Below are 24851 nucleotides of genomic sequence, written 5' to 3'. Positions count from 1 at the left end.
ACTTCACCCTCTCCCGCCCCATCGACGACCTCGTCCTGCGGATCCCCGCCCACACCCTGATCCGCACCGACGCCTCCCTCATCCCCCTGCGCGGAAAGGAGGCCCTGCTGCCGCTGGACCGCTGCCCCGACATGGACTTCCGTACGCCCAGGAGGCTCGGCGACGCCGTCATCGACGCCTGTTTCGCGGACCTGGTCCCCGGCCCCGGCGGCCGGACCGAGACGGTGCTGAGCGACCCCGTGACCGGAGACGAACTACGGGTGTGGCAGCACGGCGGGTACCTGCACGTGTTCACCGGCGACACCCTGGCCCGCGACCGGCGTGCCTCCCTCGCCCTGGAACCCGTCGAGGCACCGACCGACGCCTACAACCGTCCGGAACACGCCGGCGCCCTGTCCCTGGAGCCCGGTCGGCAGCGGGAATTCCGCTTCGGCGTCACATACCTGCCCGGTTCTGGACTGCGAGTATAGTGATTGGACTTACAGTCTGAACCGAGGGGTGGCAATGACGGACGGCAACCCGGCCCGCGACGCCGAACGCGACGCGATCATCGCCGCGTTGGTGCCCGTGGTCGACGGCATCGCGGCGACGTTCGGTCCGGTGTGCGAGGTGGTGCTGCACGACTACCGGCAGCCGGAGAAGTCGGTGGTCGCCGTCGCCGGGGACCTGACCGGGCGGTCGGTGGGCGGGGCGATGAGCGAGATCGGGCTGCGCATGCTGGCGCGCGGGGACGAGGCCGCCGACGAGCTGAACTACCTCACCCGGACCAAGGGCGGCCAACAGCTCAAGTCGTCCACGATGGTGCTGCGCGACTCCACGGGCGCGGTGTTCGGCGCGCTGTGCGTCAACGTCGACGTGACCGCCGTACAGCAGGCGCAGGCACTCCTTGCCGCGATCGGCGGGGGTGGTGCGGCCGAGGCGCCGACCACCACCACCTTCGGCAACGACATCGACTCCGTCGTCGAGGCCATCGTCGACGCCCATCAGCTACGGCGGGGCAGGACCTGGGTCCAACTCGACCGCGCGCAGCGGCTGGAGCTGTTCCGCGGCCTCGACGAGCACGGGGTCTTCGCCGTGCGCCGGGCCATCGAGCAGGTCGCCGCCCGGCTCGGCATCTCCCGGGCCTCCGCCTACAGCTACCTCTCGCAGACCCGCGCGGCGACGGGCACACCGCCCGGTCCCGCCGCTGATTCCGCTTCCACTGGAGGAGACGCGTGACGACCGGCACCCCGCCCATCACCCTCGACGACGTCCTCGGCGCCGCCGCCCAGATCAAGGGCGTCGCCCACCGCACCCCGGTGCTGCGCTCGCGCACCCTCGACCAACTCGTCGGCGCCGAGGTGCACTTGAAGTGCGAGAACTTCCAGCGGATCGGCGCCTTCAAGTTCCGCGGCGCCTACAACGCGGCCTCGCGGCTGACGCCGGAGCAACTCGCGTGCGGCATCGCCGCCTACTCGTCCGGCAACCACGCCCAGGCCGTCGCCCTCGCCGCCCGCGAACTCGGCACCACCGCGGTGATCCTCATGCCCGAGGACGTCCCGGCCTCGAAACGGGCCGCCACCGAGGGATATGGCGCCGAGGTCGTCACGTACGACCGCTACAGCGGCGACCGCGTGGCCATCGGGGAGGCCCTGGCCGCCGAGCGCGGGCTCTCCCTCATCCCGCCCTACGAGCATCCGCACGTCATGGCGGGGCAGGGCACGGCGGCACTCGAACTCGTCGAGGAAGTGGGGGAGTTGGACGCCGTACTGGTGCCCGTGGGCGGCGGCGGGCTGATCGCCGGGACGGCCACCGCCGTCAAGGGGCTGCACCCGAGCACCCGCGTGATCGGTGTCGAACCGGAGGCCGGGGACGACACCAGGCGGTCCCTGGAGGCGGGCCGGCGCGTGTCCATCCCGGTGCCGCGCACCATCGCCGACGGCCAAGCGGCCGATACGCCCGGTGAGTTGACCTTCTCCGTGAACCGGCGGCTGGTCGACGAGATCGCGTTGGTGAGCGACGAGGAGATCAAGGACGCGATGCGGTTCGCCTTCGAGCGGCTGAAGATCGTCGTCGAGCCCAGTGGTGCCACCCCGCTGGCCGCGCTCCTCGCCGGGCGCGCGGGCTCGCTTTCGGGCCGGGTGGGGATGATTGTGTCCGGCGGCAACATCGACACCGAGCGGTTCGCGCGGCTGTGCGCGAGCGGCTCGTCCTGACGGTGCCCGAGCCGGCGTTCCCCCGAATGGCGCTCCCGGGTGGACAGGAAGACGATGGAGTGGTGGGGCGCGGCCCCCGCCGGAGCGCCGGTGCCGTTCGAGGATGCCGGGAGACGGAGACCGGCCCCGGCCGCGCTGTGCGCGGCCGGAATGGAGGCAGCCGTCATGCTGGAAGTGAAGACGGTCGACAAGCCGGACGAGCGACGTGACTTCCCCCGCGGCCACCTCGAAGCAGTCCACCTCAGCGGTCTCGACTTCGCCGTGGGCACCTTCGAACCGGGCTGGCGCTGGTCCGAGTCCGTGGCACCGATCGCGGGAACCAAGAGCTGCGAGGTCCACCACAACGGTTATGTGGTCCAGGGACGGATGCACCTTCTGATGGACGACGGCGGCGAGGGCGAAGTGGGTCCCGGCGACGTCTTCGTCTGCCCGCCCGGACACGACGCGTGGGTCGTCGGCGACGAACAGGTCATCGTGTACGACTTCGCGGGCGGCATGGCCACGGACTACGCGAAGGCTCCGTAGCCCCTCCGGATGTACGCGCCTCGCGGCACCGCACCCGCCGGGCGCGTATGTCATGTCCGGTACTCGACGACCCGCCCCTCGGCGTACGCGACACCTTCCGCGTGCCCGAACAGGCCGGGCAGCCCGCCCGTGTGCACGAACACGGTCCGCTCACCCGGCCTGATGTCGCCGTCCCGGACGGCCGCGATCAGCCCGGCCATCGCCCGTCCCGTGTACGTCGGGTCGAGGACGAGCCCGGCGGTGCGGGCGGCGAGGGCGAGGGCCTCGGCGGTGGGCGCGGTGAGCGTGGCGTAGCCGCCGCCGATCTGGTCCCGTCGTACGCGCAGTCCATCCGGTGAGGTCAGACCCGCGAACTCGCTTACGGCGGGGGCGGGTTCGGGCAGCGCTCCCACGTCGACGCCGAGGACCGCCTCCGCCCCGAGCGCGACCACCAGCCCCGCCATCGTGCCGCCCGAGCCGAGCGCGACGACGGCGGTACGGAGATCGGGGAGCTGTCGGCGCAACTCCTCGCCACAGCGCACATATCCGCGTGCGCCGAGCGCGCTGGAACCGCCGAACGGGATCAGCGCGGGCCTGGCGCCCGACGTGCGGAGCTGTTCGCACACCTCGGCCGCCGCCCGGTCCAGTCCAGTCTGGTCCACGTCGCCCGCCCAGGCGATCCGCGCGCCGAACAGCCCGTCGAGGGCGAGGTTCCCCGAGCGCGACACACCCGGCGATCCGCGCAGCACCAGCACCACCCCCAGGCCCAGCCGTGCTCCGGCGGCCGCCGTCAGACGGGCGTGGTTGCTCTGCGGGGCGCCGGTCGTGACCAGGGTGTCCGCGCCCTCGGCGAGCGCCGCGCCCACGGTCCACTCCAGCTTGCGGATCTTGTTGCCGCCGCCTCCGAGGCCGGTCAGATCGTCGCGCTTGATCCACAGGTCGTCCGGGCCCAGCCCGATCGCGGTGGCGAGTCTCGGCGCCGGTTCGACGGGGGTGGGGAAGGTGGCCAGTTCCACGTGCGGGTCGCTCATGGCGTCCATCATCGCGTGCTCCGGTCGCCGGTCGGCTTGCGGGCGGGCCCACGGGCTTGCCCATGGAAACCGATCGGTTTACTGTGGTCGACATGAGGAAACCGATCGGTTTCCCACCCTCCTGCCGCGCTCCCACGGCACCCCTCACCTCAGGAGATCCCCATGACGAACATCGAAGGTTCCGTCGTCCTCGTCACCGGCGGCAGCCGCGGCATCGGCCGGGCGCTGGTCGAGGCCCTGTACGAGCGCGGCGCGAAGAAGGTGTACGCCACCGCCCGTGACCCGAAGACCGTCACGCACCCGGACGCCGTCCCGCTGGCGCTGGAGGTCAGCGACACCGCCTCCGTCGCGGCGGCGGCCGAACAGGCGCAGGACGTCACGATCGTGATCAACAACGCCGGCGCGTCCGTGAACGCGAACTTCCTGGACTCGCCCGTCGAGGACATCCGCCGCGAGTTCGAGACCAACTTCTATGGCCCGCTGCTCGTCACGCGCGCCTTCGTGCCGATCATCGAGCGCAACGGCGGCGGCCACCTCCTCAACGTCCACTCGGTGCTGTCCTGGGTCGGTCTCGCCGGCTCCTACAGCGCGTCCAAGGCCGCCTTCTGGTCGCAGACCAACTCCCTGCGCCTGGACCTGAAGCCGCGCGGAATCGACGTCACCGGACTGCATGTCGGCTACGTCGACACGGACATGGCCGCGCATGTCGACGCGCCCAAGTCCACTCCCGAGAGCGTGGCGGCCCAGGCCCTCGACGGCATCGAGGCCGGCGCCTTCGAGGTACTGGCCGACGACCTGACCCGCCAGGTCAAGGCCGGGCTCTCCGCCGAAGGCGGCGCCCTGTACCCGCAGTTGGCCGCCTAACCGGACCGGCGGTGCTCAGATCGGCAGCAACCGGCCCACCAGCGCGCTGAGTTGCTGGGCGTTCCGGCACTCGTGCATCTCGACCAGTTCCGTGTAACCGGGCGCCGCCGAGTCGCCGGTGCCCCACTGGGTGCGCTGCTCGGGGTTCAACCAGTAGACGCGGCGGGCCCGTCGGGCGATCTGCCGGACGGCCGGGAGATTCGGGTCGCTCATGTTGGTACGGGCGTCACCGAGCACGAACACGGTCGTACGCGGGCCGACCGCGTCGCCGTAGCGCTCCGCGAACTCGCCCAGGGCGACGCCGTAGTCGCTGCTTCCGTGCCAGCCGGTGAGGGTGGCCTCGTCGCGGATGCGGGTGCCCAGTCCCTCGGGGTCGGCCGTGCCGTGCGCGAGCAGCGGTGTCACCTCGTCGAGGCGGTTGACGAAGGCGAACACACGCACCTTGCTGAACTGGTCGTGCAGCGCCTGCACCAGCAGCATCGTGAAGTCGGAGAAGCCCGACACCGAGCCCGACACATCGCACAGCAGCACCAGTTCGGGCCGGACGGGCCGGCGTCGGCGCAGCACCGGACGCATCGGCACCCCGCCTGTGGACAGTGAGCCGCGCAGGGTGCGGCGGAGGTCGATCGTGCCCCTGGAGGCGCGGCGGCGGCGCGCGGCGAGACGGGTGGCCAGCTTCCGGGCCAACGGCTGAACCGCCCTGCGCAGCTCGGCCAGTTGGGCCCGTCCGGCGAACAGGAAGTCGACGCGGTCGGCCGTCGGAGCGATCGCCCGCCGGGCGATCTCGTCCCTGCCGCGCCGCTCGGCGACCCGACGCCGTGCCTCCAGGGCGACCTGCCGCCGGAAGCCCTCGATGCGCTGCCGGATCTCGTCGTCGAGCAGCCGGTCGGTGAACCCGGACTGGCCGCCCTCCGCCCGGATGCTCGTACGCACCCGGGCGAGCAGCGTCTGCGGACGCAGCCACTCCAGGGTCTGGTGCGACGACCAGCCGTCCGACGTGGGGGAGTTGCCGTAGCCGCCGAAACCGTCGACCGCCTCCGCCGCCAACTGCCCCATCAAAGCCTGGTCGTTGGCGGCCAGCGCTGCCGCGAGCCGGTCGCGGAGGTCGTCGCGGTTGGTGGGCTCGCCCTGGGGTGCTCCGATGCCGCGCGGGAAGTACAGGTCGAAGACCGGGTCGAACAGCGGGCGTTGACCCGTGCCGTGCAGCAGCGTCGCGGCCAGCCCCTCGCGCAGCAGCTCACGGTCCGCGAACCCGAGCGCCTCCATGGCCTGCGCCGCGTCCACGGTCTCGCCGGTGCCGATGCGCAGACCGTGCGCGCGCAGCGCCCCGACGAGGCCCGTCAGCCGCTCGGTGACACCGGCGGCGGTCACACGGCGTCCAGGTCGAGCTTCGCGGCCGCCCTGAGGATGTCGTCCTGGTGCTTGAGGAGCACGCCGAGGGTGTCCCGCACGACCGTCTCGTCGAGGGTGTCGGCGCCGAGCGCCAGGAGGGTGCGGGCCCAGTCGATGGTCTCGGCCACCGACGGCACCTTCCGCAGCTCCATCTCGCGCAGCGCCCCGACCACCCGCACCACCGACTCGGCCAGCGCCGCACCGAGCCCCGGCACCTTCAGCCGTACGATCCGACGCTCCAACTCCTCGTCGGGGAAGCCGATATGGAGGAACAGGCAGCGGCGGCGCAGGGCCTCGGACAGCTCACGGCTCGCGTTCGAGGTGAGGACCACGAAGGGGCGGCGGGTCGCGGTGATCGTGCCCAACTCCGGGACGGTGACCTGGAAGTCGCTGAGCACCTCCAGCAGCAGGCCCTCCACCTCGACGTCCGCCTTGTCGGTCTCGTCGATCAGCAGGACCTTCGGGTCGTCGCCGCGGATCGCCGTGAGCAGCGGGCGGGGGAGCAGGAACTCCTCGCTGAAGATGTCGGTGCGGGTCTCGTCCCAGCTCTCGTCGCGGCCCGCGCTGATGCGCAGCAACTGCTTGGCGTGGTTCCACTCGTACAGCGCCCGGGACTCGTCGACGCCCTCGTAGCACTGGAGCCGGACCAGCTCGGCTCCGGCGACCTCGGCGACGGCCTTGGCCAGCTCCGTCTTGCCGACACCGGCCGGGCCCTCCACGAGGAGCGGCTTGCCGAGGCGGTCGGCGAGGAAGACGGTCGTGGCGACCGCGGGCGAGGCCAGATAGCCGGTCTCGGCGAGTCGGGCGGCGACTTCGTCGACGGAACGGAACACGGGGCCTCCGGCGGGTCACGGGTGGTACATCGGCGCGCGGCAACATATCTAAGCGCTTGTTCACCTTCACTGTCACCCGGGGCCGGGTGCCCGCGCAAGCGTGTACACCGATCGGTTTCCTCTTGGCGTCCGGCGCGGTAACCTCGCAGTATGGCCACGACAGAGAAGGCGTCACCCCGGGACCGGCTGCTGGACGCGGCGGCCGAGCTGTTCTACCGCGACGGCGTTTCCATCGGCGTGGAGGCGCTGTGCAAGTCCGCCGGGGTCTCGAAGCGGTCGATGTACCAGCTCTTCGACAGCAAGGACGAGGTTCTCGCCGCGAGCCTGGAGCGGCGTGCGCCCGGGTACGCGGCGCGGCTCACGGCCGGTCCGGATGACGCCGATACACCGCGCGAGCGCATCCTGTACGTCTTCGAGCAGGCGGAGAAGTCGTCGACGGAGGTCGGCTATCTGGGCTGTCCCTTCCTTGCCACGATGGTCGAGTTGAAGGATCCCGGGCATCCGGCGAGCGTGGTGGCCCGGGCGGCCAAGGAGACGTTGCAGGACGCGTTCCGGGAGCAGGCGGAGTTGGGGGGCGCGCGTGATCCGGGGTTGCTGGCACGGCAGTTGATGCTGGTCTTCGATGGGGCCAGTGCTCGTGCCGGGGCGAAGTTGGAGTCGTTGGACGGGTTGACTGTCTCGACTGTGCGGACGTTGTTGGATGCGGCCGGGGTTGCCTGAGCGTTGGGTCATGTCGTTGATTGGCTGCGGCGCCGTTGTGGCTGGGCGCGCAGTTCCCCGCGCCCCTTTGGGGCGCTCCCGGACCGTGGGTCAAGGGGCAGCCGGTGTAGCGGCTGCCCCTTTCCCGTCCGGCGGGGACTCACGCGGCCAATGCCACCGCCTCCACCGCCGGTGTGCGCAGCACCCGGTGTGCCGTCAGCAGGCTTGTGCCCAGTGTCACCGTTGCCGCCACCGCTGCGACCGTGAGCCAGATTCCGAGTCCCTGGTGCGGTAGGACCGAGTCCGTGCGGACCATGGTGAACGGGATGATGCCCGCCAGCGCGGCCGCTGTGCCGGACAGTACGCCGGTGACCGTGAGGATCGCCGTCTCGGTGGCGATCGTGCGCAGCACCTGCCCCGGGGTCGCGCCCGCCAGGCGCTGGCCGCCGAACTCGCGGGCACGGTAAGTCGTCGCCGCGTACAGCGAGTTGACCAGCATCACGCAGACGAAGACCACGATGATGCCGACGACCGTGAAGTTGAGGGTCTCCAGGTTCTTCGCGTCCACCGACTTCGTCAGGCCCGAGGACTTCACCGCGTCGCTCTCCACCGCCTGCATGTACAGCGTCGCCGTGGACACCGCAGTGAACAGGATCAGCGACATCAGGATCCCGGCGAGCTGGTCGGTCCGCTCGCGCAGATTGCGGACGGCCAACCAGCCGCTCGCGCCGGTCAGTTGGAGGCGGTCGAGTAGGCCCTTCAGCAGGCGTGGCGCCAGCAGGGCCAGTCCGACCGAGAGCAGGATCGCGCCGTACGCCGGGGCCGCCATCAACGCCGCGTCCGTGGCGGAGAAGGCGAAGGTCGCCGACACCGACACCACACCGGCGACCAGCGCGGCGTAGGCGAGGAATGCGCGTGCCCGGCCCTGTTGCCGGCGCCCGCGCGTCGCCCGCCGTACGGCCAGGAACGCGGCGCCCGCTGCCGCCAACAGCGTGATGCCCAGGCCCGATTGGAGGGCGAAGGGGCCGAAGGAGTAGTCGACGGACCGGGCCACCTGGCCGCTGTCCTTGAACGCCCCGAGCAGTGCCCGTCCGCCGAGCATCGCGGGACCGACGGCGAGGATCGCGCCCAGCAGCGCGACGGCCACCGCCTCACCCACGACCATCCGCTTCAGCTGCGCCGGAGTCGCCCCCGAGCAGCGCAGGGTCTCCAACTCCCTCGACCGTTGGCGGACGTTGACGGTCAGCGTCGACGCGACGGCGAAGAACACCAGCAGGGTGCCGTAGCCCCCGACGACACTCGACGAGGTGGACAGGGTGTCGGCGCTGACCGAGTCGATGCCGCGCTGCGCCGCCGTGTCGTGCAGCGAGTTGAACGTCATGATGATCGCCGCGCCCAGGAACGCGGCCAGCAGTGTCGCCAGGAACCGGCCCGGCCGCTGCCGGATCGAACGCATCGCCAGTACGAACATCGGTCACACCCCCGCCGTCACGTCGTCGCCCAGGTGCGCGAGCCGTTCGGCGACCGCGTCGACGGTCGGTGCGTGCATCCGGCCGGCGAGGCGGCCGTCCGCGAGGAACACCACCGAGTCGGCGTACGAGGCGGCGACCGGGTCGTGCGTCACCATCACCACGGTCCGGCCGTGCACCCGCACCGCCTCCTGCAACAGCAGCAGCACGCCCCGCGCGCTGCGCGTGTCCAGGGCGCCCGTCGGCTCGTCCGCGAAGATCACCCGGGGTTCGGTGACCAGCGCGCGGGCGATGGCGACCCGCTGCCGCTGACCGCCGGAGAGCTGGTCGGGGCGGTGGCCGAGCCGGTCGCCGAGCCCGACCGAGGTCAGGACCTCCTGGGCCCGCCGCCGGTCGACGCGCCGCCCGGCGAGTTTCAGCGGCAGCACGGTGTTCTGCGCGACGGTGAGCGTGTCCAGGAGGTTGTACTGCTGGAACACGAACCCGATCCGACTGCGCCGGAACCGTGTCAGCTCGGCCTCGCTCCCGCCCGTCATCTCCGCGCCGTCGACCATCACGATCCCGCTGTCCGGCCGGTCGAGACCCGCCGCGCACTGCAACAGCGTCGACTTGCCGGAACCCGAAGGACCCATCACCGCCGTGAACGTGCCGCGCTCCAGGCTCAGCGTGACCCCGTCCAGAGCGGTCACCGCGCTGTCGTCGAAGCCGTAGGTCCTGCTCACCTTGACCAGCCGCAGCGCCTCGGCGGCGGGTCCCTTGTCGTGCGTGCTTCGTGCGGTGCGGAACATCGCCATCACCCTCCGTGCGGCACGCCCTGTGCCTCGCCGACGACGCTACGGAGAGCGCCGGTTACGCACATTGGGCGCAGAACCCGTATCGCGGGGTGTACTCAGCGACACCCCCGCGCTCGGGTCCGCGGGACATGCTGTGACAGGGCTGTGACCGGAGGTATGGCTTCCGCCACAGCGATCCCGCCCCCGTCTTGATCGACTCTGCGCATGCCGCGAAGGATGCCGAGAAGCGTGTACGACACCGTGCTGGTCGCGGTGGTGGGGCTCCTCGTCGGGGCCGTCATCTGGACGGTCACGGACGTCTCCTACGACGATCCCGCCGCCGGATGGTCGAAGCCGGGCCCCGTCTGCCCGGAGGAGGGCGTCCGCGTCACGGCCGGACCGGTGAACCCCGCGATGGGCCTGCGCGCCATGGACCTCACCCTGGAGAACTGCGGCACCCACGCCTACCGCGTCGAGGGCTACCCCGAGGTCCGCCTCCTCGACCGCGACCAGCAGCACGTGACCGGTGTGTCGGTGATCCACGGCAGCGCCGGTATCGCCACGGTCACCGGCTTCGACGATCCACCGGGCGCGGTGACGCTCGCACCCGGCGAGACCGCGTCCGCCGGCCTGCTGTGGCGCAACACCACCACCGGCTTCGACGGCGCGGTCTACGTGCGCTATCTGACGGTCGCGGCGCGGTCCGGTTCCCTGCCGCTCCTCCTGACACCGGACGGCGGCCTCGACCTCGGGACGACAGGCAGGCTCGGCGTCGGACCGTGGCGTACCGCCGGAGGCACCCGATGACGGACCAGAGCACCCCCGTCGACGGCTTCCCGCAGCGCGTCCTGCGCCGCTCGCGCGCACACCGACGGGCCGACGCCATCGCGTGCGGGCTGCTCGCCGGCCTGGACGTCCTCCTCGTCGCGGTGATCCTCCTGCTCGGCAGCGAGGGCGTCTTCACGGCGGACTGGATGGGTTATGCCGGGATGATGGACTCCACGGCCGCCTCCTACCAGTACCACTGCGTCGTCTTCCTCTGCCGGGCCGAGGCCGTCACCGTCGCCCTGGCGATCGCCTGCCGCCTCTGGACCACGGCCGCCACCCAACTCGTGGTCCTCACGTCCGCAGCGGCCTTCGTCGCCTCCCTCTCCACCTACTGGAACCCCTGACCGACCGCCCGTACGGGTCACCAGAACGAGCCGCCCCGGGGCCCGCCCGATGCAATGGACCTGTGACCGCGCCCCCGGACGACTGCCTCGCCCGCAACGAGTGGATCTGCGGCGAGTACCTGAGCACCCGCCGCCACATCCTCGTCGACGCGGTCGTCCAGCACCTCCAACTGACCGCGGTCTCGGTGCTCATCGGCCTGGCGATCGCCCTTCCGCTCGCGGTGGTGGCCCGCCGCTGGGGCTGGGCGGCGGGACCGGTGCTCGCGGTGACGACGATCCTCTACACGATCCCGTCCCTGGCGATGTTCTCGCTGCTCCTGCCCGTCTACGGCCTCTCGGCCACCCTCGTCGTCGCCGGGCTCGTCCTCTACTCGCTCACCCTGCTCGTCCGCAACATCCTCGCGGGCCTGCGCGCCGTCCCCGAAGAGACCCGACAGGCCGCACGCGGCATGGGCTACGGCCCCATCCGCCTCCTTCTCACCGTCGAACTGCCCCTCGCGCTCCCCGCCGCGATGGCAGGCCTCCGTATCGCCACCGTCTCGGCGGTCTCGCTGGTCACGGTCGGTGCGATCGTCGGCTTCGGGGGACTCGGCAACCTCATCTACGCGGGCATGAACACCTACTTCAAGGCACAGGTGCTCACCGCGTCCGTGCTGTGCGTGGTGATCGCGATCGTCGCCGACCTGCTCCTCCTGCTCGTGCAACGGCTGATCACCCCCTGGACGAGGGCGGTGCGCGGATGAACACCCTGACCGACGCCTGGCACTGGCTCACCGACTCCGCCCACTGGTCGGGCGACGACGGCATCTGGCACCGGCTCGCGCAGCACCTGGTCCTCACGGTCGTGTGCCTGGTCATCAGCTGCCTGATCGCGCTGCCGGTCGCGCTCGTCCTCGGCCACCTCGGCAAGGGCGGCGCGCTCGCCGTGAACATCTCCAACATCGGCCGCGCGGTGCCCACCTTCGCCGTCCTCGTCCTGCTGCTCCTGACCCCGATCGGCAAGTGGGGCGAGGGGCCCACGGTCGTCGCCCTCGTCCTGTTCGCCGTACCGCCACTGCTCACCAACGCGTACGTCGGCATGCGCGAGGTCGACCGCGATGTGGTGCGGGCCGCGCGCGGCATGGGGATGACAGGCCGTCAGATGTTGTTCCGCGTCGAACTTCCGCTCTCCCTGCCGCTGTTGATGAACGGCGTCCGGATCGCGGCCGTCCAACTCGTCGCCACCGCCACGATCGCCGCACTCGCGGGCGGCGGCGGACTCGGCCGCATCATCACCGCCGGCTTCAACCTCGCCGACACCGCACAGGTGGTGGCCGGGGCAGTGCTCGTCGCCGTGTTCGCGCTGCTCGTCGAGGGCGTCTTCGAGGTCGCCGAACGGCTGGCGCCCCGCTGGGCGGGGAGAGCGCGATGAAGCGACGTACGGCCGCGGCCTGCCTGCTTCTCCTGGTCACCGGCTGCTCGACCGGCCCGTCCCTGGAGAACCAGGGCGCCGTCACCGCACCCCCGGGCGACAGCCACCACCTCACCATCGGCTCGGCCGGATTCACCGAGAGCGACCTGCTCGCCCAGATGTACGCGCTCCTGCTGAACCAGGCCGGCTACAAGACGTCCCTGCTCACCGTCGCCAACCGCGAACTCTACGAACCCGCCCTGGAATCGGGGCAGATCGACGTCGTGCCCGAGTACGCGGCCACCTTCGCCGACTGGCTCAACGCCAAGACCAACGGCCCCGACGCACCGCCCGTCGGCTCACCCGACCTCGCCACGACGATGAAGGCACTCCGCCAACTGGCCACGCCCCGCGGCCTCACGGTGCTCGACCCCGGGAAGGCCGTCGACCAGAACGCCTTCGCGGTGGCCCGCTCGTACGCTCGCGAACACCACCTCAAGACCCTCAGCGACCTCGGTGCCTCGGGACTGGAGGTGCGGCTCGCGGCGGGCGACGAGTGCGTGCAACGCCCGTACTGCGAACCAGGGTTGAAGAAGACCTACGGCATCGACATCACCGCCGTCGACCCCAAGGGCGTCGGCACGACACAGGCCAAGAGCGCCGTACAGAACGGCCAGGACCAGATGGTGCTGACCACGACCACCGACGCCACCCTCGACGAATTCGGCCTGGTCATCCTCACCGACGACAAACACCTCCAGAACGCCGACTACGTCGTCCCGGTCGTCAACCGCTCCCGGGCGGGCAGCACCGGCGTGACCAAGGCGCTGGGGAAACTCAACGACGTCCTGACCACCGCTGACCTCGCCTCCATGAACCAACAGGTCGACAGCTGGCGGCGGTTGGCGCAGGACGTGGCGCGGACGTATCTGAAGGGCAAGGGCCTGCTGAAGTGAGGCCCGGGGGATTGTCAGTGGTGGGTTGTACGTTGCGGGCATGGGTGTCTATCTCGTCGATGTCGACGCGCAGGAGTGGTTCAGTGAGGACACGGGGGAAGGGGGCATGGGGGCGATCGCCAAGGGGCTCGACGCGGAACTGGCGCGGCGCGGGCTGCCGCCGTACGCGTCCGTGCCCGCGCGGGACTTCGGGGCGGCGTTCGAGGAGAAGCTGAGCCCGTCCATGCAGGGGTTCGACGTGCTGTGCCGCGCCCGACTGACGCCCGCGGAAAGAGCGTTGCTCGGCGACTGGTCGGTGCTGGTGCCGTTCTCGCTCGACGAGGAGATACGGCTGCCGATCGGCTCCGCGTACACGGACGAGACGGTGATCGTCGGCGCACCCCAGGTGCTCGCCCTCGCCGAGCGGCTAGCGGCGGCACTCGAACTGCCCGTGGAGATACCGGAGGCGTCCGGGAACCTCGCCCTGACGTTCTGGTTCCTGGAGGGCGAGGCGGAGGAGTTCGCCGCCACCCACCCCGGGACCTGGGGCGAGGACCTGGACACGGCCTTCTACGTGTCCCTGTACCTCCGCGCGGCCCAGCACGCGCTACGGCGGGGCTGCCCCCTCACCTACACCTGAGCCGGAGAGCCACGCTCAGGCGTCCGCCACCGAGTCGAAGTCCACCTGACCCCGCGGCACCCCCAGCGCGTCCGCGTCCACCGACCGCCGCAGCGCCTCATGCAGCTTCGCCGGAGTCAGCACACCGAGGAAGCGCGCCCCGTCCAGCACGGCCACCCACCCGGCGTCGTGCTGGAGCATCACGCCGAACGCCTGCTTCAAGGGGGCGCCCACCGGGACCCACGCGTTCATCCGGTGGGCGAGTTCGCCGACCGTGCCGCCCGCGGTGAGTTCGTCGGCCTTGACCCACCCCTGTAGTTCGCCCTGCTCGTCGAGGACCACCGCCCACCTCGCGCCCTCCACCCGCAGCCGTTCGGCGGCCCGCTGCGCGTGCTCGTCCACGCGGGCGACCGGCGGTTGTTCCAGGTCGTCGGGCTCGATCTCCGTCACCGACAGCCGCTTCAGACCTCGGTCGGCGCCCACGAACGACGCGACGTACGGCGTCGCCGGCGTACCGAGCACCGCGCCGGGGGTGTCGTACTGCTCGATCCGCCCCTGCCCGTACACGGCGATACGGTCGCCTAGCCGTACCGCCTCCTCGATGTCGTGCGTGACCAGCAGCACCGTCTTGCGCACGGCGGCCTGCATGCGCAGGAACTCGTCCTGCAACTGCTCCCGCACCACCGGGTCGACCGCGCCGAACGGTTCGTCCATCAGCAGCACCGGCGGGTCCGCGGCGAGCGCCCGCGCCACACCGACGCGCTGCCGCTGGCCGCCGGAGAGCTGCTCCGGGTAGCGCGGACCGTACGTCTTCGGGTCCAGGCCCACCAGATCGAGCAGTTCGGCGGCCCGGGCCCGCGCCTTCGCCCGTTTCCAGCCGACCAGGGACGGCACGGTCGCCGTGTTGTCGAGGATCGTGCGGTGCGGGAAGAGGCCGACCTGCTGGATGACGTATCCGATGCGGCGGCGCAGCCGCACCGGGTCGATCGTGGCGATGTCCTCGCCGTTCACGAGGATCCGGCCGGAGGTGGGCTCGATGAGGCGGTTGACCATCATCATGGTCGTCGTCTTGCCGCAGCCGGACGGGCCGACCAGCGTGACGAGTTCGCCCTCGTCCACCTCGAAGGACAGCCCGTCCACGGCCGTCGTACCGTCCGGGTACCGCTTGCTGACCTGCTCGAACCGGATCATGTCCTCACGCTAGCGGCGCCGGTCCGACGCCGCCCTTCAACAGCGTCCCACCGGCTGGTGACGCGGGCCCGCGGATCCTGGAATGATCCGGTGCACCTCCATCTCTCGGCGGGCCGAAGGGACAGCGGCATGAACGACGAAGTCGACGGTACGGCCCGCACCGGAAGGCTGCGCCGCCGCACGCTGCTCGCCACGGCGGCCCTGAGCGTCGTCCCCGCGGCGATGGCGGCAGGCAACGGCGCCGGAGGAACCGCCTCGGCCGGCACCACGGTGTCGGGCCTGACCGTGGACCACCGCACCGACCCGCTCGGCGTCGACGCGGCACACCCGAGATTCGGCTGGCGCACGGCGTCCACCGCGCGGGGCCGGCACCAGACGGCGTACCGGATCAAGGTCGCCACCTCGCCCCGGCACCTGACCCACGGCAGCGCCGACGTCTGGGACAGCGGTCGCGTCGACTCGGCGGACTCGGTCGCCGTCCGCTACTCCGGCCCCGAACTGCACGCCTCGACCCGCTACCACTGGACGGTGACGGTGTGGGACGAGCACGGCCGCGCCGTCACCGCCGCCCCCACCGCCTACTTCGAGACCGGCCTGCGCAGCACCGACGGCGTCACCGGCTGGGACGGCGCGCGGTGGATCGGCATGGCGGGCAAGCGCCCGAACACCCCCGGCGCACCCCTCCTGCGCGGCCAGACGGCACTGACGGGCGGGCAGGTGACCGAGGCCCGGCTGTACGTCTCCGCGCTCGGCGTGTACGACGCCTATGTCAACGGCCGGCGGGTGTCCGTGCCCCAGGGCGACGGCATCACGTACGAGTTCCTGCCCCCGGGCTGGACCAACTACGACACCACGGTCAACTACTTCACCTACGACGTCACGGACCTGCTCGCGGACCCGGCACAGGTCACCCTCGCCGCCGTCCTCGGCAACGGCTGGTACAACGGCCGCATCTCCGAGGACAGCACCCACTACTCGGCCGACGGCAACCCCCTGGCCCTCAAGGCGAAACTCCTCGTCCGGTACGCCGACGGCTCCACCCAGTCGATCGTCACCGCACCCGGCGCCGACTGGAGCGCCACCGACACCGGCCCCTACCGCGCCGACGACATCTACGACGGCCAGTCCTACGACGCCCGCGAGGAACTCCCCGGCTGGACGGCGAACGGCTTCGACACCTCCACCTGGTCGGCCGTCGAGGCACAAGAACCCTTCCCCGAGGCCCAGTTGGTCGCCTATCCCGGCGAGAGCGCCCGCCTGATGCCCGAGTGGGACCGCAAGCCGCACTCCGTCACCGTGTACACGGGAGTCACCGGCGAGGACGGCAGCGCGAACGGCAAGGGCAGGATCGTCGTCGACCCCGTCCGCACGGTCACCGACCCCGTGCGGGCGTCCACCGTCTCCGTCACCCTGCACCCCGGCGACACCGCCGTCATCGACCTCGGCCAGAACCTGGTCGGCGTGCCCCGCTACACCCTGCGCGGCCCGGCGGGCGCCCAAGTCGCCTTCAGACCCGGGGAGATGCTCAACGACGACAGCCCCGGCGCCGACGGGCCGGCCGGCTCGGTCTACCGCGCGAACCTGCGCACCGCCGAGGCCACCAGCACGTACACCCTCAAGGGCGACCCGGCCGGCGAGACCCATCAGGACTCGCTGACGTTCTACGGCTTCCGGTACGTTTCCGTCACCACGACCGAGACCGTCACCCTCGTCGAGCTCACGGGCAAGGTCGCCACCTCCGCCCTCCACGACATCGGCACGGTCACCACCGACGACAGCGATGTCAACCAGCTGATCAGCAACGTCCGTTGGGGCCAGCGCGGCAACTACCTCTGGATACCCACCGACTGCCCGCAGCGCGACGAACGCCTCGGCTGGACCGGCGACACCCAGCTCTTCTCCAACACGGGCCTGTACAACACCGACGCGGTCCCCTTCCTCAGCCACTTCCAGGACACGCTGATCGACTCGCAGCACACCTACGGCGCGGGGAAGGCCCAGTTCCCCTGGGTCGCCCCCGGCCACCGCTACAGCCGGCCGCTCCCGGCGAGCGGCTGGGCGGACTGCGGGGTGGTCGTGCCGTGGACGGTGTGGCAGATGTCAGGCGACACCACGATCATCGACCGCAGTTGGGCGTCGATGACCAAGTACCTGGACTGGATCCGGAGCCGCACCGGCGACGCCCACGCCGGCCAGGGCGCGATCTTCGGCGACTGGCTCGCCTTCCAGATCACCAGCACCCAGCTCATCAGCGACGTCTACTACGGCTACAGCGCCCGCCTCATGGCGGACATGGCCCGCGCCACCGGCCGCACCGCCGAAACGGCCACCTACGAGCGGCTGTTCACCCACGTCAAACGGGCCTTCATCACCAAGTACTTCGCCACCGACGCCCTCACCGGACAGCTGACGGTCAGGTCGAGCCTCGGCGACCCACCGCCCCACACCCCCGGCAACAGCGCCGGCAAGACCGAGGACGACACCCAGACCGCCCTGCTCTGGATCCTCAAACTCGGCTTCTACGACACGGAGTCGCAGCACCGCCAACTGGTCGCCCTGCTCGCCGACAACATCGGCAACAGCCCCGCCTACAAGGCGGCCCACCCCGACAGCACCCGCGTGGAGTACCCGGAGAACACCCTCGCCGTGGGCTTCCTCGGCGTGAACGTCATCGCTCCCGTCCTCACCGACGAGGGCCGCGTCGACCTCGCGTACCGCCTCCTCCACCAGAACGCGATGCCGTCCTGGCTGTACTCGGTGGCCAACGGCGCCACCACCGTCTGGGAACGCTGGAACTCGTACTCGAAGCGGGACGGTTTCGGCCCCGTCGACATGAACTCCTTCAACCACTACGCGTACGGCGCGATCATGGAGTGGATGTACGAGAGCATGGTCGGCATCGCCAAGGACCCCGAACACCCGGGCTTCAAGCACTTCTTCCTCCGGCCGCACGTCGACCCGACCGGAAGGATCACGAAGGTCCGCGGCTCACACGTCTCCCCCCACGGCGAGATCGTCAGCGAATGGACCGTGCGGGAAGGGAAGTTGACGTACCGGGCGGTGGTCCCCGCGAACAGCACGGCGACCCTGCGCATCCCCACCACCGACCCGTCGACCGTCCACGAGAACGACCGGCCCCTGACCGAGGCGCTGGGCGTGCAGTTCCTCGGCTTCACGGACGGCACCGCCTCCTACCAACTGCCGTCCGGCACCTACGAGTTGACGTCCACGCTCACCTGACCGCTCACCAGCACCACCTCAAGGGTGCGCGGACCGTGCACGCCCTCGACCCGGTCCAGCTCGATGTCACTGGTCGCGGAGGGACCCGAGATCCAGGTCAACGGGCGTGTCGGGTCGAGGCGTCGGAGCGCCTGGGGGACGGAGGACACCACCTGGTCCGGCACCCGTACGACACAGATGTGGTGGTCGGGGACGAGCGTGATCCGGCGGCGGCCCTGGTCCGGGCCGCCGTCCAGGACGATGGTCCCGGTCTCGGCGACGGCCACCGCGCACGCCGTGACCACACTGCCGACCCGGTCCAGCTCGGCGGGGGTGCTCCCGGCCCGGTCGGCGACCTGTTCCGCGTCGGCCGCCGCGAGCCAGGAAGGCTCAAGACCCGGCGGTACGACGACGGTCCTCGAGCCCCGCGCGGCGAGCAACCCGGCGAGCACGGCGGCCAGTTCGGCTTCCGCGCACCGGTGCACGAGCGCCCGGTAGTCGGCCAGGTTCTCGGCGAGCAGCTCCACCGTCCGCTCGACACTCCGGTCCCCGTGCTCGCTCAGATAGCCGCGCTCGAAGGCCTGCTCGTAGGGCGTGTCGTCCTTCGGTACGTCCGCGAGCGCGCGCTCCACGCGGCCCAGAATCCGTTCCCTGCTGCTCACTTGGAGCCGTCCTTTCCACCGTGCGTGCGCTGCCACCAGTCGCGGAACGGCTCCGCGGGTACGGCGGGCAGGTCCCGGGTCCCGCTCCACGCCCTGCCGGGGCCGGGCAGGGTCCGTGGGTGGAAGCGCCGGGTGCGGGACGCGAGCCGCTGGCCGGTGCGCAGGGCGCCCGGGTGGGTGAACGTCCAGCGGGCCGCCCGCATGGCCGCGCGCTCGGCCGCGTGCCCCTTGGCGGGTTGCAGGACGACCTTGTTGCCCTCGCGGACCACCGGCCCGCCCTCCACGACCCGCTCCCGCAGATGCACCAGCACCTCGGGGATGTCGATGGCGACCGGGCACACCTCGTAGCAGGCACCGCACAGCGAGGAGGCGTACGGCAGAGAGGCGTCGATCTCGCTTGCCGTGCCCCGGAGTTGGGGGCTGAGGATCGCGCCGATCGGGCCCGGGTAGACCGAGCCGTAGGCGTGACCGCCGGCCCGCTCGTACACCGGGCAGACGTTCAGGCAGGCCGAGCAGCGGATGCAGCGCAGGGCCTGGCGGCCGACCTCGTCGGCGAGGGTGTCGGTGCGGCCGTTGTCGAGCAGGACCAGGTGGAAGGCGCGCGGCCCGTCGCCGTCGGTCGTGCCGGTCCAGGTGCTGGTGTACGGGTTCATGCGCTCGGCGGTCGAGGAGCGGGGGAGGGTCTGGAGGAACACCTCCAGGTCCTGCCAGGTGGGCACGATCTTCTCGATGCCGACGACCGAGATCAGCGTCTCGGGGAGGGTGAGGCACATCCGGCCGTTGCCCTCGGACTCGACGACGACGAGCGTGCCGGTCTCGGCGACCATGAAGTTGGCGCCGGAGATACCGACTTTGGCGCGCAGGAACTTCTCCCGGAGGTGGAGCCGGGCGGCCTCGGCGAGTTCGGCGGGCGTGTCGGTCAGCCCGTCCGGTGCCGGGCGCCCCCACTCGCTCATCTCGCGGACGAAGATCTCCCGGATCTCGCCCCGGTTGCGGTGGATCGCGGGGACCAGGATGTGCGAGGGGCGGTCCTTGCCCAACTGCACGATCAGCTCGGCGAGATCGGTCTCGTAGGCGTGGATGCCCTCCGCCTCCAGGGCCTCGTTGAGCCCGATCTCCTGCGTGGCCATCGACTTGACCTTGACGACCTCCGACTCGCCCGTCTCCTTGACGAGCCGGGTCACGATCCGGTTGGCCTCGTCCGCGTCGGCGGCCCAGTGGACGATGCCGCCCGCCGCCGTCACCGACTCCTCCAACTGGACCAGATACCGGTCGAGATGGCGGAGGGTGTGGTCCTTGATCTGCTTGCCGGCCTCGCGCAGCGCGGCCCAGTCGGACAGCTCCGCCACGGCCTTGGCCCGCTTGGCGCGGATCGTGTGGGTGGCGTGGCGCAGATTTCCGCGCAGGGTCTGGTTGTTGACGGCCTCGTGGGCGGCCACGGGGAAGGCCGGGAACGCGGGCATACCGACGAACGTCCCGCTCATGCGCCCGCCTCCTCTTCCGTCTCCGTCGCGGCCAGGATCTCCGCGATGTGCACCGGCCGCATCCCGGTGTGGAGCCGCGCCATCGTGCCCCCGATGTGCATCAGACAGGAGTTGTCCGCCGCGCACAGCACCTCGGCGCCCGTCGACGCGGCGTTGGCCACCTTGTCGGCACCCATGGCCGCCGAGACGTCGGCGTTCTTCACGGCGAACGTGCCGCCGAACCCGCAGCACTCGTCCGCACCGGGCAGCTCGACCAACTCCAGCCCCTTGACGGCCTGGAGGAGCTTCCGGGGCCGGTCGCCGAGCCCGAGGCTGCGCAGCCCGTGACAGGTGGGGTGATAGGTCACCTTGTGCGGGTAGTGGGCCCCGACGTCCGTCACCCCGAGCACGTCCACGAGGAACTCGGTCAGCTCGTACGTCTTCGGTACCACCGGCGCCAACGTGGCCGCGAGAGTGTCCCCCCGCCCCTCGGCCCGCGCCCTTTCCCCCATCCGCGGATACAGCTCCCGCACCATCGCCCCGCACGACCCGGACGGCGTGACGATCGCCTCGTACTCCCCGAAGACATCGGAGAAATGCCGGGCCAGCGGCTCGGCCTCATGCCGGTAGCCGGTGTTGTAGTGCGCCTGCCCGCAGCATGTCTGGGCCATCGGGAAGTCGACCTCGACGCCCAGCCTGGTCAGCAGTTTCACCACGGCGCGCCCGGTGTCCGGATAGAGCGTGTCATTGACGCAAGTCAGGAACAGGGCGACACGCATCGCGGCTCCTTAGTGGTCGATCATCGGATGGGTGCAGCGTAGTCGGAGGTCACCGTCTCGGGGAGCCCCCGGTTCATCGTGCGGCGATCCGGGCCTCGGCGGCACGCCACCGGGCGGTGTCGCCTCGCGGTTCATAACGGGTGGTCGGCTGGGTTCGGGCGAGGAGCCTCCGCATCCCGGCCAGGTCGCCGACGAGCCCGTGGGCCCGCGCCTGGACGAGCACGTTGCCCAGGGCGGCGGCCTCCGTGGGACCCGCGATCACCGGCAACCCGCAGGCGTCGGCGGTCAGTTGGCACAACAGCGCGTTGCGGGTACCGCCCCCGACGACATGTACGACGTCGACCGGATGCCCGGCGAGTTCCTGGGCGTCGCCGACCGCCCGCCGATGGGCCAGCGCGAGGGAGTCGAGGATGCAGCGCGTGATCTCCGCCCGGGACTGAGGCACCGGCTGCCCGGAACCGCGACACGCATCGGCGATGCGCTCCGGCATCCGCCCCGGCGCCAGGAATCCGGCGTCCCCCGCGTCCACGACCGACCGCAGCGCCGGCACCCGGGCCGCCCCGCGCAGCAACTCGCCCAACTCCGGCTCGCCCCAGGCCCGTACGCACTCCTGAAGCAGCCACAGCCCCATGATGTTCCGCAGATAGCGGACCGTGCCGTCCAGCCCCAGCTCATTGGTGAAGTTGGCGGCACGGCTCGCCTCGCCGAACACCGGCGCGTCGAGTTCCAGACCGGCCAGGGACCAGGTGCCGGTACAGATGTAGGCGAACCGCTCCTCAACTGCCGGAACCGCGGCGACCGCTGACGCCGTGTCATGCGAACCGACCGCCGTCACCGGCACGGGCCCGCTCAGCCCCGTCTCCTCCACCGCCTCGGCCCGCAACACCCCGGCAGGATCGCCCGGTTGCCGCAACGACGCGAACAGCCCGAGGTCGATACCGAGGCGCGAGGCGATGTCGTACGCCCAGTCGCGCGTCCGGGGATCGATGAGCTGGGTGGTCGAGGCGTTCGTCAGCTCGGTGCCCTGCTCCCCGGTGAGCCAGTACGACAGCAGATCGGGGATGAGCAACAGCCGTTCGGCGTGCGCCAGTTGGGCGGAGTCGCGGGCCGCCGTCAGCTGGTACAGGGTGTTGAACGGCGCGTACTGCAACCCGGTCGACGCGTACAACTCACCCGCGGGCACGGTCGCCCACACCTTCTCGGCGACGCCCTCCGTGCGGGCGTCCCGATAGTGCACGGGATTGCCCAGCAACGCCCCGTCCGCGTCCAGCAGGCCGTAGTCCACGGCCCAGCTGTCGATGCCGACCGAGTCGAGCCGCCCGCCGGTGACCGCGCCGGCCGCCCGGAGCCCGTCCAGGACACCGGCGTACAGTGCGAGGATGTCCCAGCGCAGCCCCTCGGGCGTGCGGACGGGCCGGTTGGGAAAGCGGTGCGCCTCCGCCAACTCCAGGGAGTCCGGCCCGACGCGGCCGACCATGACCCGCCCACTGGACGCGCCCAGGTCGACCGCGGCATACGCCTTCACGTCGGCGCTCACCGAAGGAAGGCGGCCGCAACGCCGGCGTCGACCGGGACGTGCAGCCCGGTGGTGTGCGTCAAGTCCCCACCGGTGAGGGCGAAGACGGCGTTGGCGACATGCTCCGGGAGCACCTCACGCTTGAGGATGGTCCGCTGGGCGTAGAACTCGCCGAGCTTCTCCTCCTCGATCCCATAGGTCGCCGCCCGCTGCGCACCCCAGCCGCCCGCGAAGATGCCCGAGCCGCGCACGACACCGTCCGGGTTGATCCCGTTGACACGGATGCCGTGCTCACCCAACTCGGCGGCGAGCAGCCGTACTTGATGGGCCTGGTCGGCCTTGGTCGCGGAGTACGCGATGTTGTTGGGCCCGGCGAACACGGCGTTCTTGGAGGCGATGTACAGGATGTCGCCCCCGAGCCCCTGCGCGATCATCGCCCGGGCAGCCTCACGCGAGACGAGGAACGACCCGCGGGCCATGATGTCGTGCTGAAGGTCCCAGTCCCGGGCCGAAGTCTCCAACAGGGGCTTGGAGATGGAGATCCCGGCATTGTTGACCACGAGATCGACGCCACCGAAGGCGAGCAGGGCAGCCTTGAAGGCAGCGGCGATCTGCTCCTCGGAGGTCACATCGACAGTGACGGCGACGGCCTTGTCGGGCCCGCCCAGCTCCTCCGAAACAGCCTGCGCGCTGGCGGAGTTGAGATCCGCGACAACAACGCAAGCCCCTTCATCGACCAGCCGCCGGGCGATGGCCTTCCCGATGCCACTCCCCGCACCGGTGACGAGCGCGACCCGCGTGGCGAGCGGCTTGGGCTTGGGCATCCGCTGAAGCTTGGCCTCCTCCAACGCCCAGTACTCGATGCGGAACTTCTCCGACTCCTCGATCGGCGCGTAGGCCGACACGGCCTCGGCCCCACGCATCACGTTGATGGCGTTGACGTAGAACTCGCCGGCCACCCGCGCCGTCTGCTTGTCCTTGCCGAAGGAGAACATGCCCACGCCCGGGATCAGCACGATCGCCGGATCGGCACCGCGCATCGCGGGGGAGTCGGGCAGCGCGTGCCGCTGGTAGTAGGCGGCGTACTCCTCGCGATAGGCGGCGTGCAGCTCCTTCAGCCGCGAGATCGCCTCGTCCAGCGGAGCGGTGGGCGGCAGGTCGAGAACGAGCGGCCTGACCTTGGTCCGCAGGAAGTGATCGGGACACGAGGTACCGAGCGCGGCGAGCCGGGGATGCTCGGCCCGCGCGAGAAAATCAAGCACGACATCGGAATCGGTGAAGTGCCCGACCTGCGGCCGGTCCTGAGAGGCGACAGCACGGACGTACGGCGCGAGCGCGGCAGCCCGCTCCCGTCGCTCACCATCGCCGAGCGCACCGTAGCCCTCGACGACGGGCCCGAAGGGCTCCGCCTTCCCTCGCTCGACGAGGAACGCCTCGGCGGTCCGGATGATGTGCAGGGAGTTCCGCTCGCACTCCTCGGAGGTGTCACCCCACGCGGTGATCCCATGCCCCCCGAGCACACACCCGACAGCCTGCGGATGGGCGGCCTTGACGGCGGCGATGTCCAGCCCCAGCTGAAACCCGGGCCGCCGCCAGGGCACCCACACCACGCTGCCCCCGAAACACTCGCCGGTCAGCTTCTCCCCATCGGCGGCACACGCGAGCGCGATCCCGGAATCGGGGTGCAGATGATCGACATGAGCGGCGTCAACGAGCCCATGCATAGCGGTATCGATAGATGGCGCCGCACCCCCCTTCCCATGCAGGCAGTAGTCGAACGCGGCCACCATCTCGTCCTCGCGCCCGACCCCCGGATACACGTCGACAAGCGCCCGCATCCGGTCCAACCGCAGCACGGCCAGCCCGCCCTCGGTGAGCGTCCCAAGGTCACCCCCGGACCCCTTGACCCACATCAACTCGACATCACCCCCGGTCACGGGATCAGTGTCGGTGCCCTTCGCGGACGTATTGCCGCCGGCGTAGTTGGTGTTACGAGGATCGGAGCCAAGCCGATTGGAACGAGCGAGCAGAGCGGCAGCTTCGGGGTGCGGAGCCATGAACCTTCAGTCCTTCTCGAGAGAGGGTGAGTGCAATTCTTTTAGGGGCGCGGGGAACTGCGCGACCAGCCACAACGGACCCGCACCC

23 protein-coding genes and 1 pseudogene are annotated in these 24851 nt (G+C 70.9%); 13 read left to right on the top strand and 11 right to left on the bottom strand.

The window, feature by feature from the left end; translation table 11 throughout:
* The 4 genes and pseudogenes from ACNFOC_RS12880 to ACNFOC_RS12865 all read left to right on the top strand — a co-directional run.
* Positions 1–470 (top strand): annotated as a pseudogene (locus ACNFOC_RS12880) (aldose 1-epimerase); the annotation flags it as partial.
* A gap of 34 nt (positions 471–504) precedes the next feature.
* Positions 505–1218 carry a helix-turn-helix transcriptional regulator gene (locus ACNFOC_RS12875; RefSeq protein WP_416959251.1) on the top strand — a complete coding sequence of 238 codons (714 nt, stop codon included), beginning with the start codon at positions 505–507 and terminating at the stop codon, positions 1216–1218.
* On the top strand, positions 1215–2195 hold the full coding sequence (locus ACNFOC_RS12870) for a pyridoxal-phosphate dependent enzyme (protein WP_416959250.1): 981 nt from the start codon (positions 1215–1217) through the stop codon (positions 2193–2195). The genes ACNFOC_RS12875 and ACNFOC_RS12870 overlap by 4 nt, the downstream gene beginning before the upstream one ends.
* Before the next feature lie 165 nt (positions 2196–2360).
* A complete protein-coding gene (locus ACNFOC_RS12865) occupies positions 2361–2720 on the top strand; it encodes a cupin domain-containing protein (RefSeq protein WP_329262963.1) in 360 nt (119 codons plus the stop codon).
* Positions 2721–2770: 50 nt separating this feature from the next.
* On the opposite strand, the gene ACNFOC_RS12860 is transcribed toward ACNFOC_RS12865, so the two are convergent.
* The gene (locus ACNFOC_RS12860; RefSeq protein ID WP_416959249.1) at positions 2771–3730 is read right to left on the bottom strand and encodes a D-cysteine desulfhydrase family protein; all 960 of its coding nucleotides are present in this window, start codon (positions 3728–3730) and stop codon (positions 2771–2773) included.
* A 162-nt stretch (positions 3731–3892) separates the two neighbouring features.
* Between ACNFOC_RS12860 and ACNFOC_RS12855 the strand changes: the two genes are divergently transcribed.
* Complete coding sequence (locus ACNFOC_RS12855; RefSeq protein WP_416959248.1) at positions 3893–4594, top strand: SDR family oxidoreductase; 702 nt, start codon at positions 3893–3895, stop codon at positions 4592–4594.
* Between the two features lie 15 nt (positions 4595–4609).
* On the opposite strand, the gene ACNFOC_RS12850 is transcribed toward ACNFOC_RS12855, so the two are convergent.
* Both ACNFOC_RS12850 and ACNFOC_RS12845 read right to left on the bottom strand, forming a co-directional pair.
* Complete coding sequence (locus tag ACNFOC_RS12850) at positions 4610–5965, bottom strand: vWA domain-containing protein (protein WP_416959247.1); 1356 nt, start codon at positions 5963–5965, stop codon at positions 4610–4612.
* Positions 5962–6819, bottom strand: a complete 858-nt coding sequence (locus ACNFOC_RS12845; protein WP_416959246.1) for an AAA family ATPase — start codon at positions 6817–6819, stop codon at positions 5962–5964. The genes ACNFOC_RS12850 and ACNFOC_RS12845 overlap by 4 nt, the downstream gene beginning before the upstream one ends.
* Before the next feature lie 150 nt (positions 6820–6969).
* Here ACNFOC_RS12845 and ACNFOC_RS12840 point away from each other — a divergent pair, with 150 nt between their 5' ends.
* On the top strand, positions 6970–7539 hold the full coding sequence (locus tag ACNFOC_RS12840) for a TetR/AcrR family transcriptional regulator (protein WP_416959245.1): 570 nt from the start codon (positions 6970–6972) through the stop codon (positions 7537–7539).
* A 139-nt stretch (positions 7540–7678) separates the two neighbouring features.
* Here the strand turns inward: ACNFOC_RS12840 and ACNFOC_RS12835 are convergent, their stop codons facing one another.
* Positions 7679–8989: an FtsX-like permease family protein gene (locus ACNFOC_RS12835; protein ID WP_416959244.1), complete on the bottom strand. Its 1311-nt coding sequence runs from the start codon at positions 8987–8989 to the stop codon at positions 7679–7681.
* 3 nt (positions 8990–8992) lie between these two features.
* Positions 8993–9775, bottom strand: coding sequence for an ABC transporter ATP-binding protein (locus ACNFOC_RS12830; RefSeq protein ID WP_416959243.1), 783 nt, complete (start codon positions 9773–9775; stop codon positions 8993–8995).
* A gap of 234 nt (positions 9776–10009) precedes the next feature.
* Between ACNFOC_RS12830 and ACNFOC_RS12825 the strand changes: the two genes are divergently transcribed.
* The 6 genes from ACNFOC_RS12825 (at position 10010) to ACNFOC_RS12800 (ending at position 13897) form a co-directional block, all read left to right on the top strand.
* A complete protein-coding gene (locus tag ACNFOC_RS12825) occupies positions 10010–10567 on the top strand; it encodes a DUF4232 domain-containing protein (RefSeq protein WP_416959242.1) in 558 nt (185 codons plus the stop codon).
* Positions 10564–10932, top strand: a complete 369-nt coding sequence (locus ACNFOC_RS12820) for a hypothetical protein (protein WP_416959241.1) — start codon at positions 10564–10566, stop codon at positions 10930–10932. Before ACNFOC_RS12825 ends, ACNFOC_RS12820 begins: the two co-directional genes overlap by 4 nt.
* A 62-nt stretch (positions 10933–10994) precedes the next feature.
* A complete protein-coding gene (locus tag ACNFOC_RS12815) occupies positions 10995–11675 on the top strand; it encodes an ABC transporter permease (RefSeq protein WP_318020537.1) in 681 nt (226 codons plus the stop codon).
* Entirely contained in the window at positions 11672–12343 is a 672-nt protein-coding gene (locus ACNFOC_RS12810; protein ID WP_416959240.1) for an ABC transporter permease, read from the top strand. The genes ACNFOC_RS12815 and ACNFOC_RS12810 overlap by 4 nt, the downstream gene beginning before the upstream one ends.
* A complete protein-coding gene (locus tag ACNFOC_RS12805) occupies positions 12340–13278 on the top strand; it encodes an ABC transporter substrate-binding protein (protein ID WP_416959239.1) in 939 nt (312 codons plus the stop codon). The genes ACNFOC_RS12810 and ACNFOC_RS12805 overlap by 4 nt, the downstream gene beginning before the upstream one ends.
* 40 nt (positions 13279–13318) lie before the next feature.
* Positions 13319–13897: a hypothetical protein gene (locus ACNFOC_RS12800; protein WP_416959238.1), complete on the top strand. Its 579-nt coding sequence runs from the start codon at positions 13319–13321 to the stop codon at positions 13895–13897.
* A 15-nt stretch (positions 13898–13912) separates the two neighbouring features.
* Here the strand turns inward: ACNFOC_RS12800 and ACNFOC_RS12795 are convergent, their stop codons facing one another.
* Entirely contained in the window at positions 13913–15067 is a 1155-nt protein-coding gene (locus ACNFOC_RS12795; protein WP_416959237.1) for a betaine/proline/choline family ABC transporter ATP-binding protein, read from the bottom strand.
* A gap of 129 nt (positions 15068–15196) precedes the next feature.
* Here ACNFOC_RS12795 and ACNFOC_RS12790 point away from each other — a divergent pair, with 129 nt between their 5' ends.
* Positions 15197–18307, top strand: a complete 3111-nt coding sequence (locus tag ACNFOC_RS12790; protein WP_416959236.1) for a family 78 glycoside hydrolase catalytic domain — start codon at positions 15197–15199, stop codon at positions 18305–18307.
* Here ACNFOC_RS12790 and ACNFOC_RS12785 read toward each other — a convergent pair.
* The 5 genes from ACNFOC_RS12785 to ACNFOC_RS12765 all read right to left on the bottom strand — a co-directional run bounded on the left by ACNFOC_RS12785 (position 18280) and on the right by ACNFOC_RS12765 (position 24763).
* Positions 18280–18948, bottom strand: a complete 669-nt coding sequence (locus tag ACNFOC_RS12785; protein WP_416959235.1) for a LutC/YkgG family protein — start codon at positions 18946–18948, stop codon at positions 18280–18282. The two genes, ACNFOC_RS12790 and ACNFOC_RS12785, sit on opposite strands and share 28 nt — an antisense overlap.
* Positions 18945–20432: a LutB/LldF family L-lactate oxidation iron-sulfur protein gene (locus ACNFOC_RS12780; protein WP_416959234.1), complete on the bottom strand. Its 1488-nt coding sequence runs from the start codon at positions 20430–20432 to the stop codon at positions 18945–18947. The genes ACNFOC_RS12785 and ACNFOC_RS12780 overlap by 4 nt, the downstream gene beginning before the upstream one ends.
* Positions 20429–21190: a (Fe-S)-binding protein gene (locus tag ACNFOC_RS12775; RefSeq protein ID WP_416959233.1), complete on the bottom strand. Its 762-nt coding sequence runs from the start codon at positions 21188–21190 to the stop codon at positions 20429–20431. The genes ACNFOC_RS12780 and ACNFOC_RS12775 overlap by 4 nt, the downstream gene beginning before the upstream one ends.
* 73 nt (positions 21191–21263) lie before the next feature.
* The gene (locus ACNFOC_RS12770; RefSeq protein ID WP_416959232.1) at positions 21264–22727 is read right to left on the bottom strand and encodes a rhamnulokinase; all 1464 of its coding nucleotides are present in this window, start codon (positions 22725–22727) and stop codon (positions 21264–21266) included.
* A complete protein-coding gene (locus ACNFOC_RS12765; RefSeq protein ID WP_416959231.1) occupies positions 22724–24763 on the bottom strand; it encodes a bifunctional aldolase/short-chain dehydrogenase in 2040 nt (679 codons plus the stop codon). Before ACNFOC_RS12765 ends, ACNFOC_RS12770 begins: the two co-directional genes overlap by 4 nt.
* Positions 24764–24851: the final 88 nt, after the last annotated feature.

It is taken from the genome of Streptomyces colwelliae (assembly GCF_048158785.1).
Taxonomy (GTDB): Bacteria; Actinomycetota; Actinomycetes; order Streptomycetales; family Streptomycetaceae; genus Streptomyces.
This window is presented reverse-complemented; position numbering and strand designations above follow the sequence as displayed.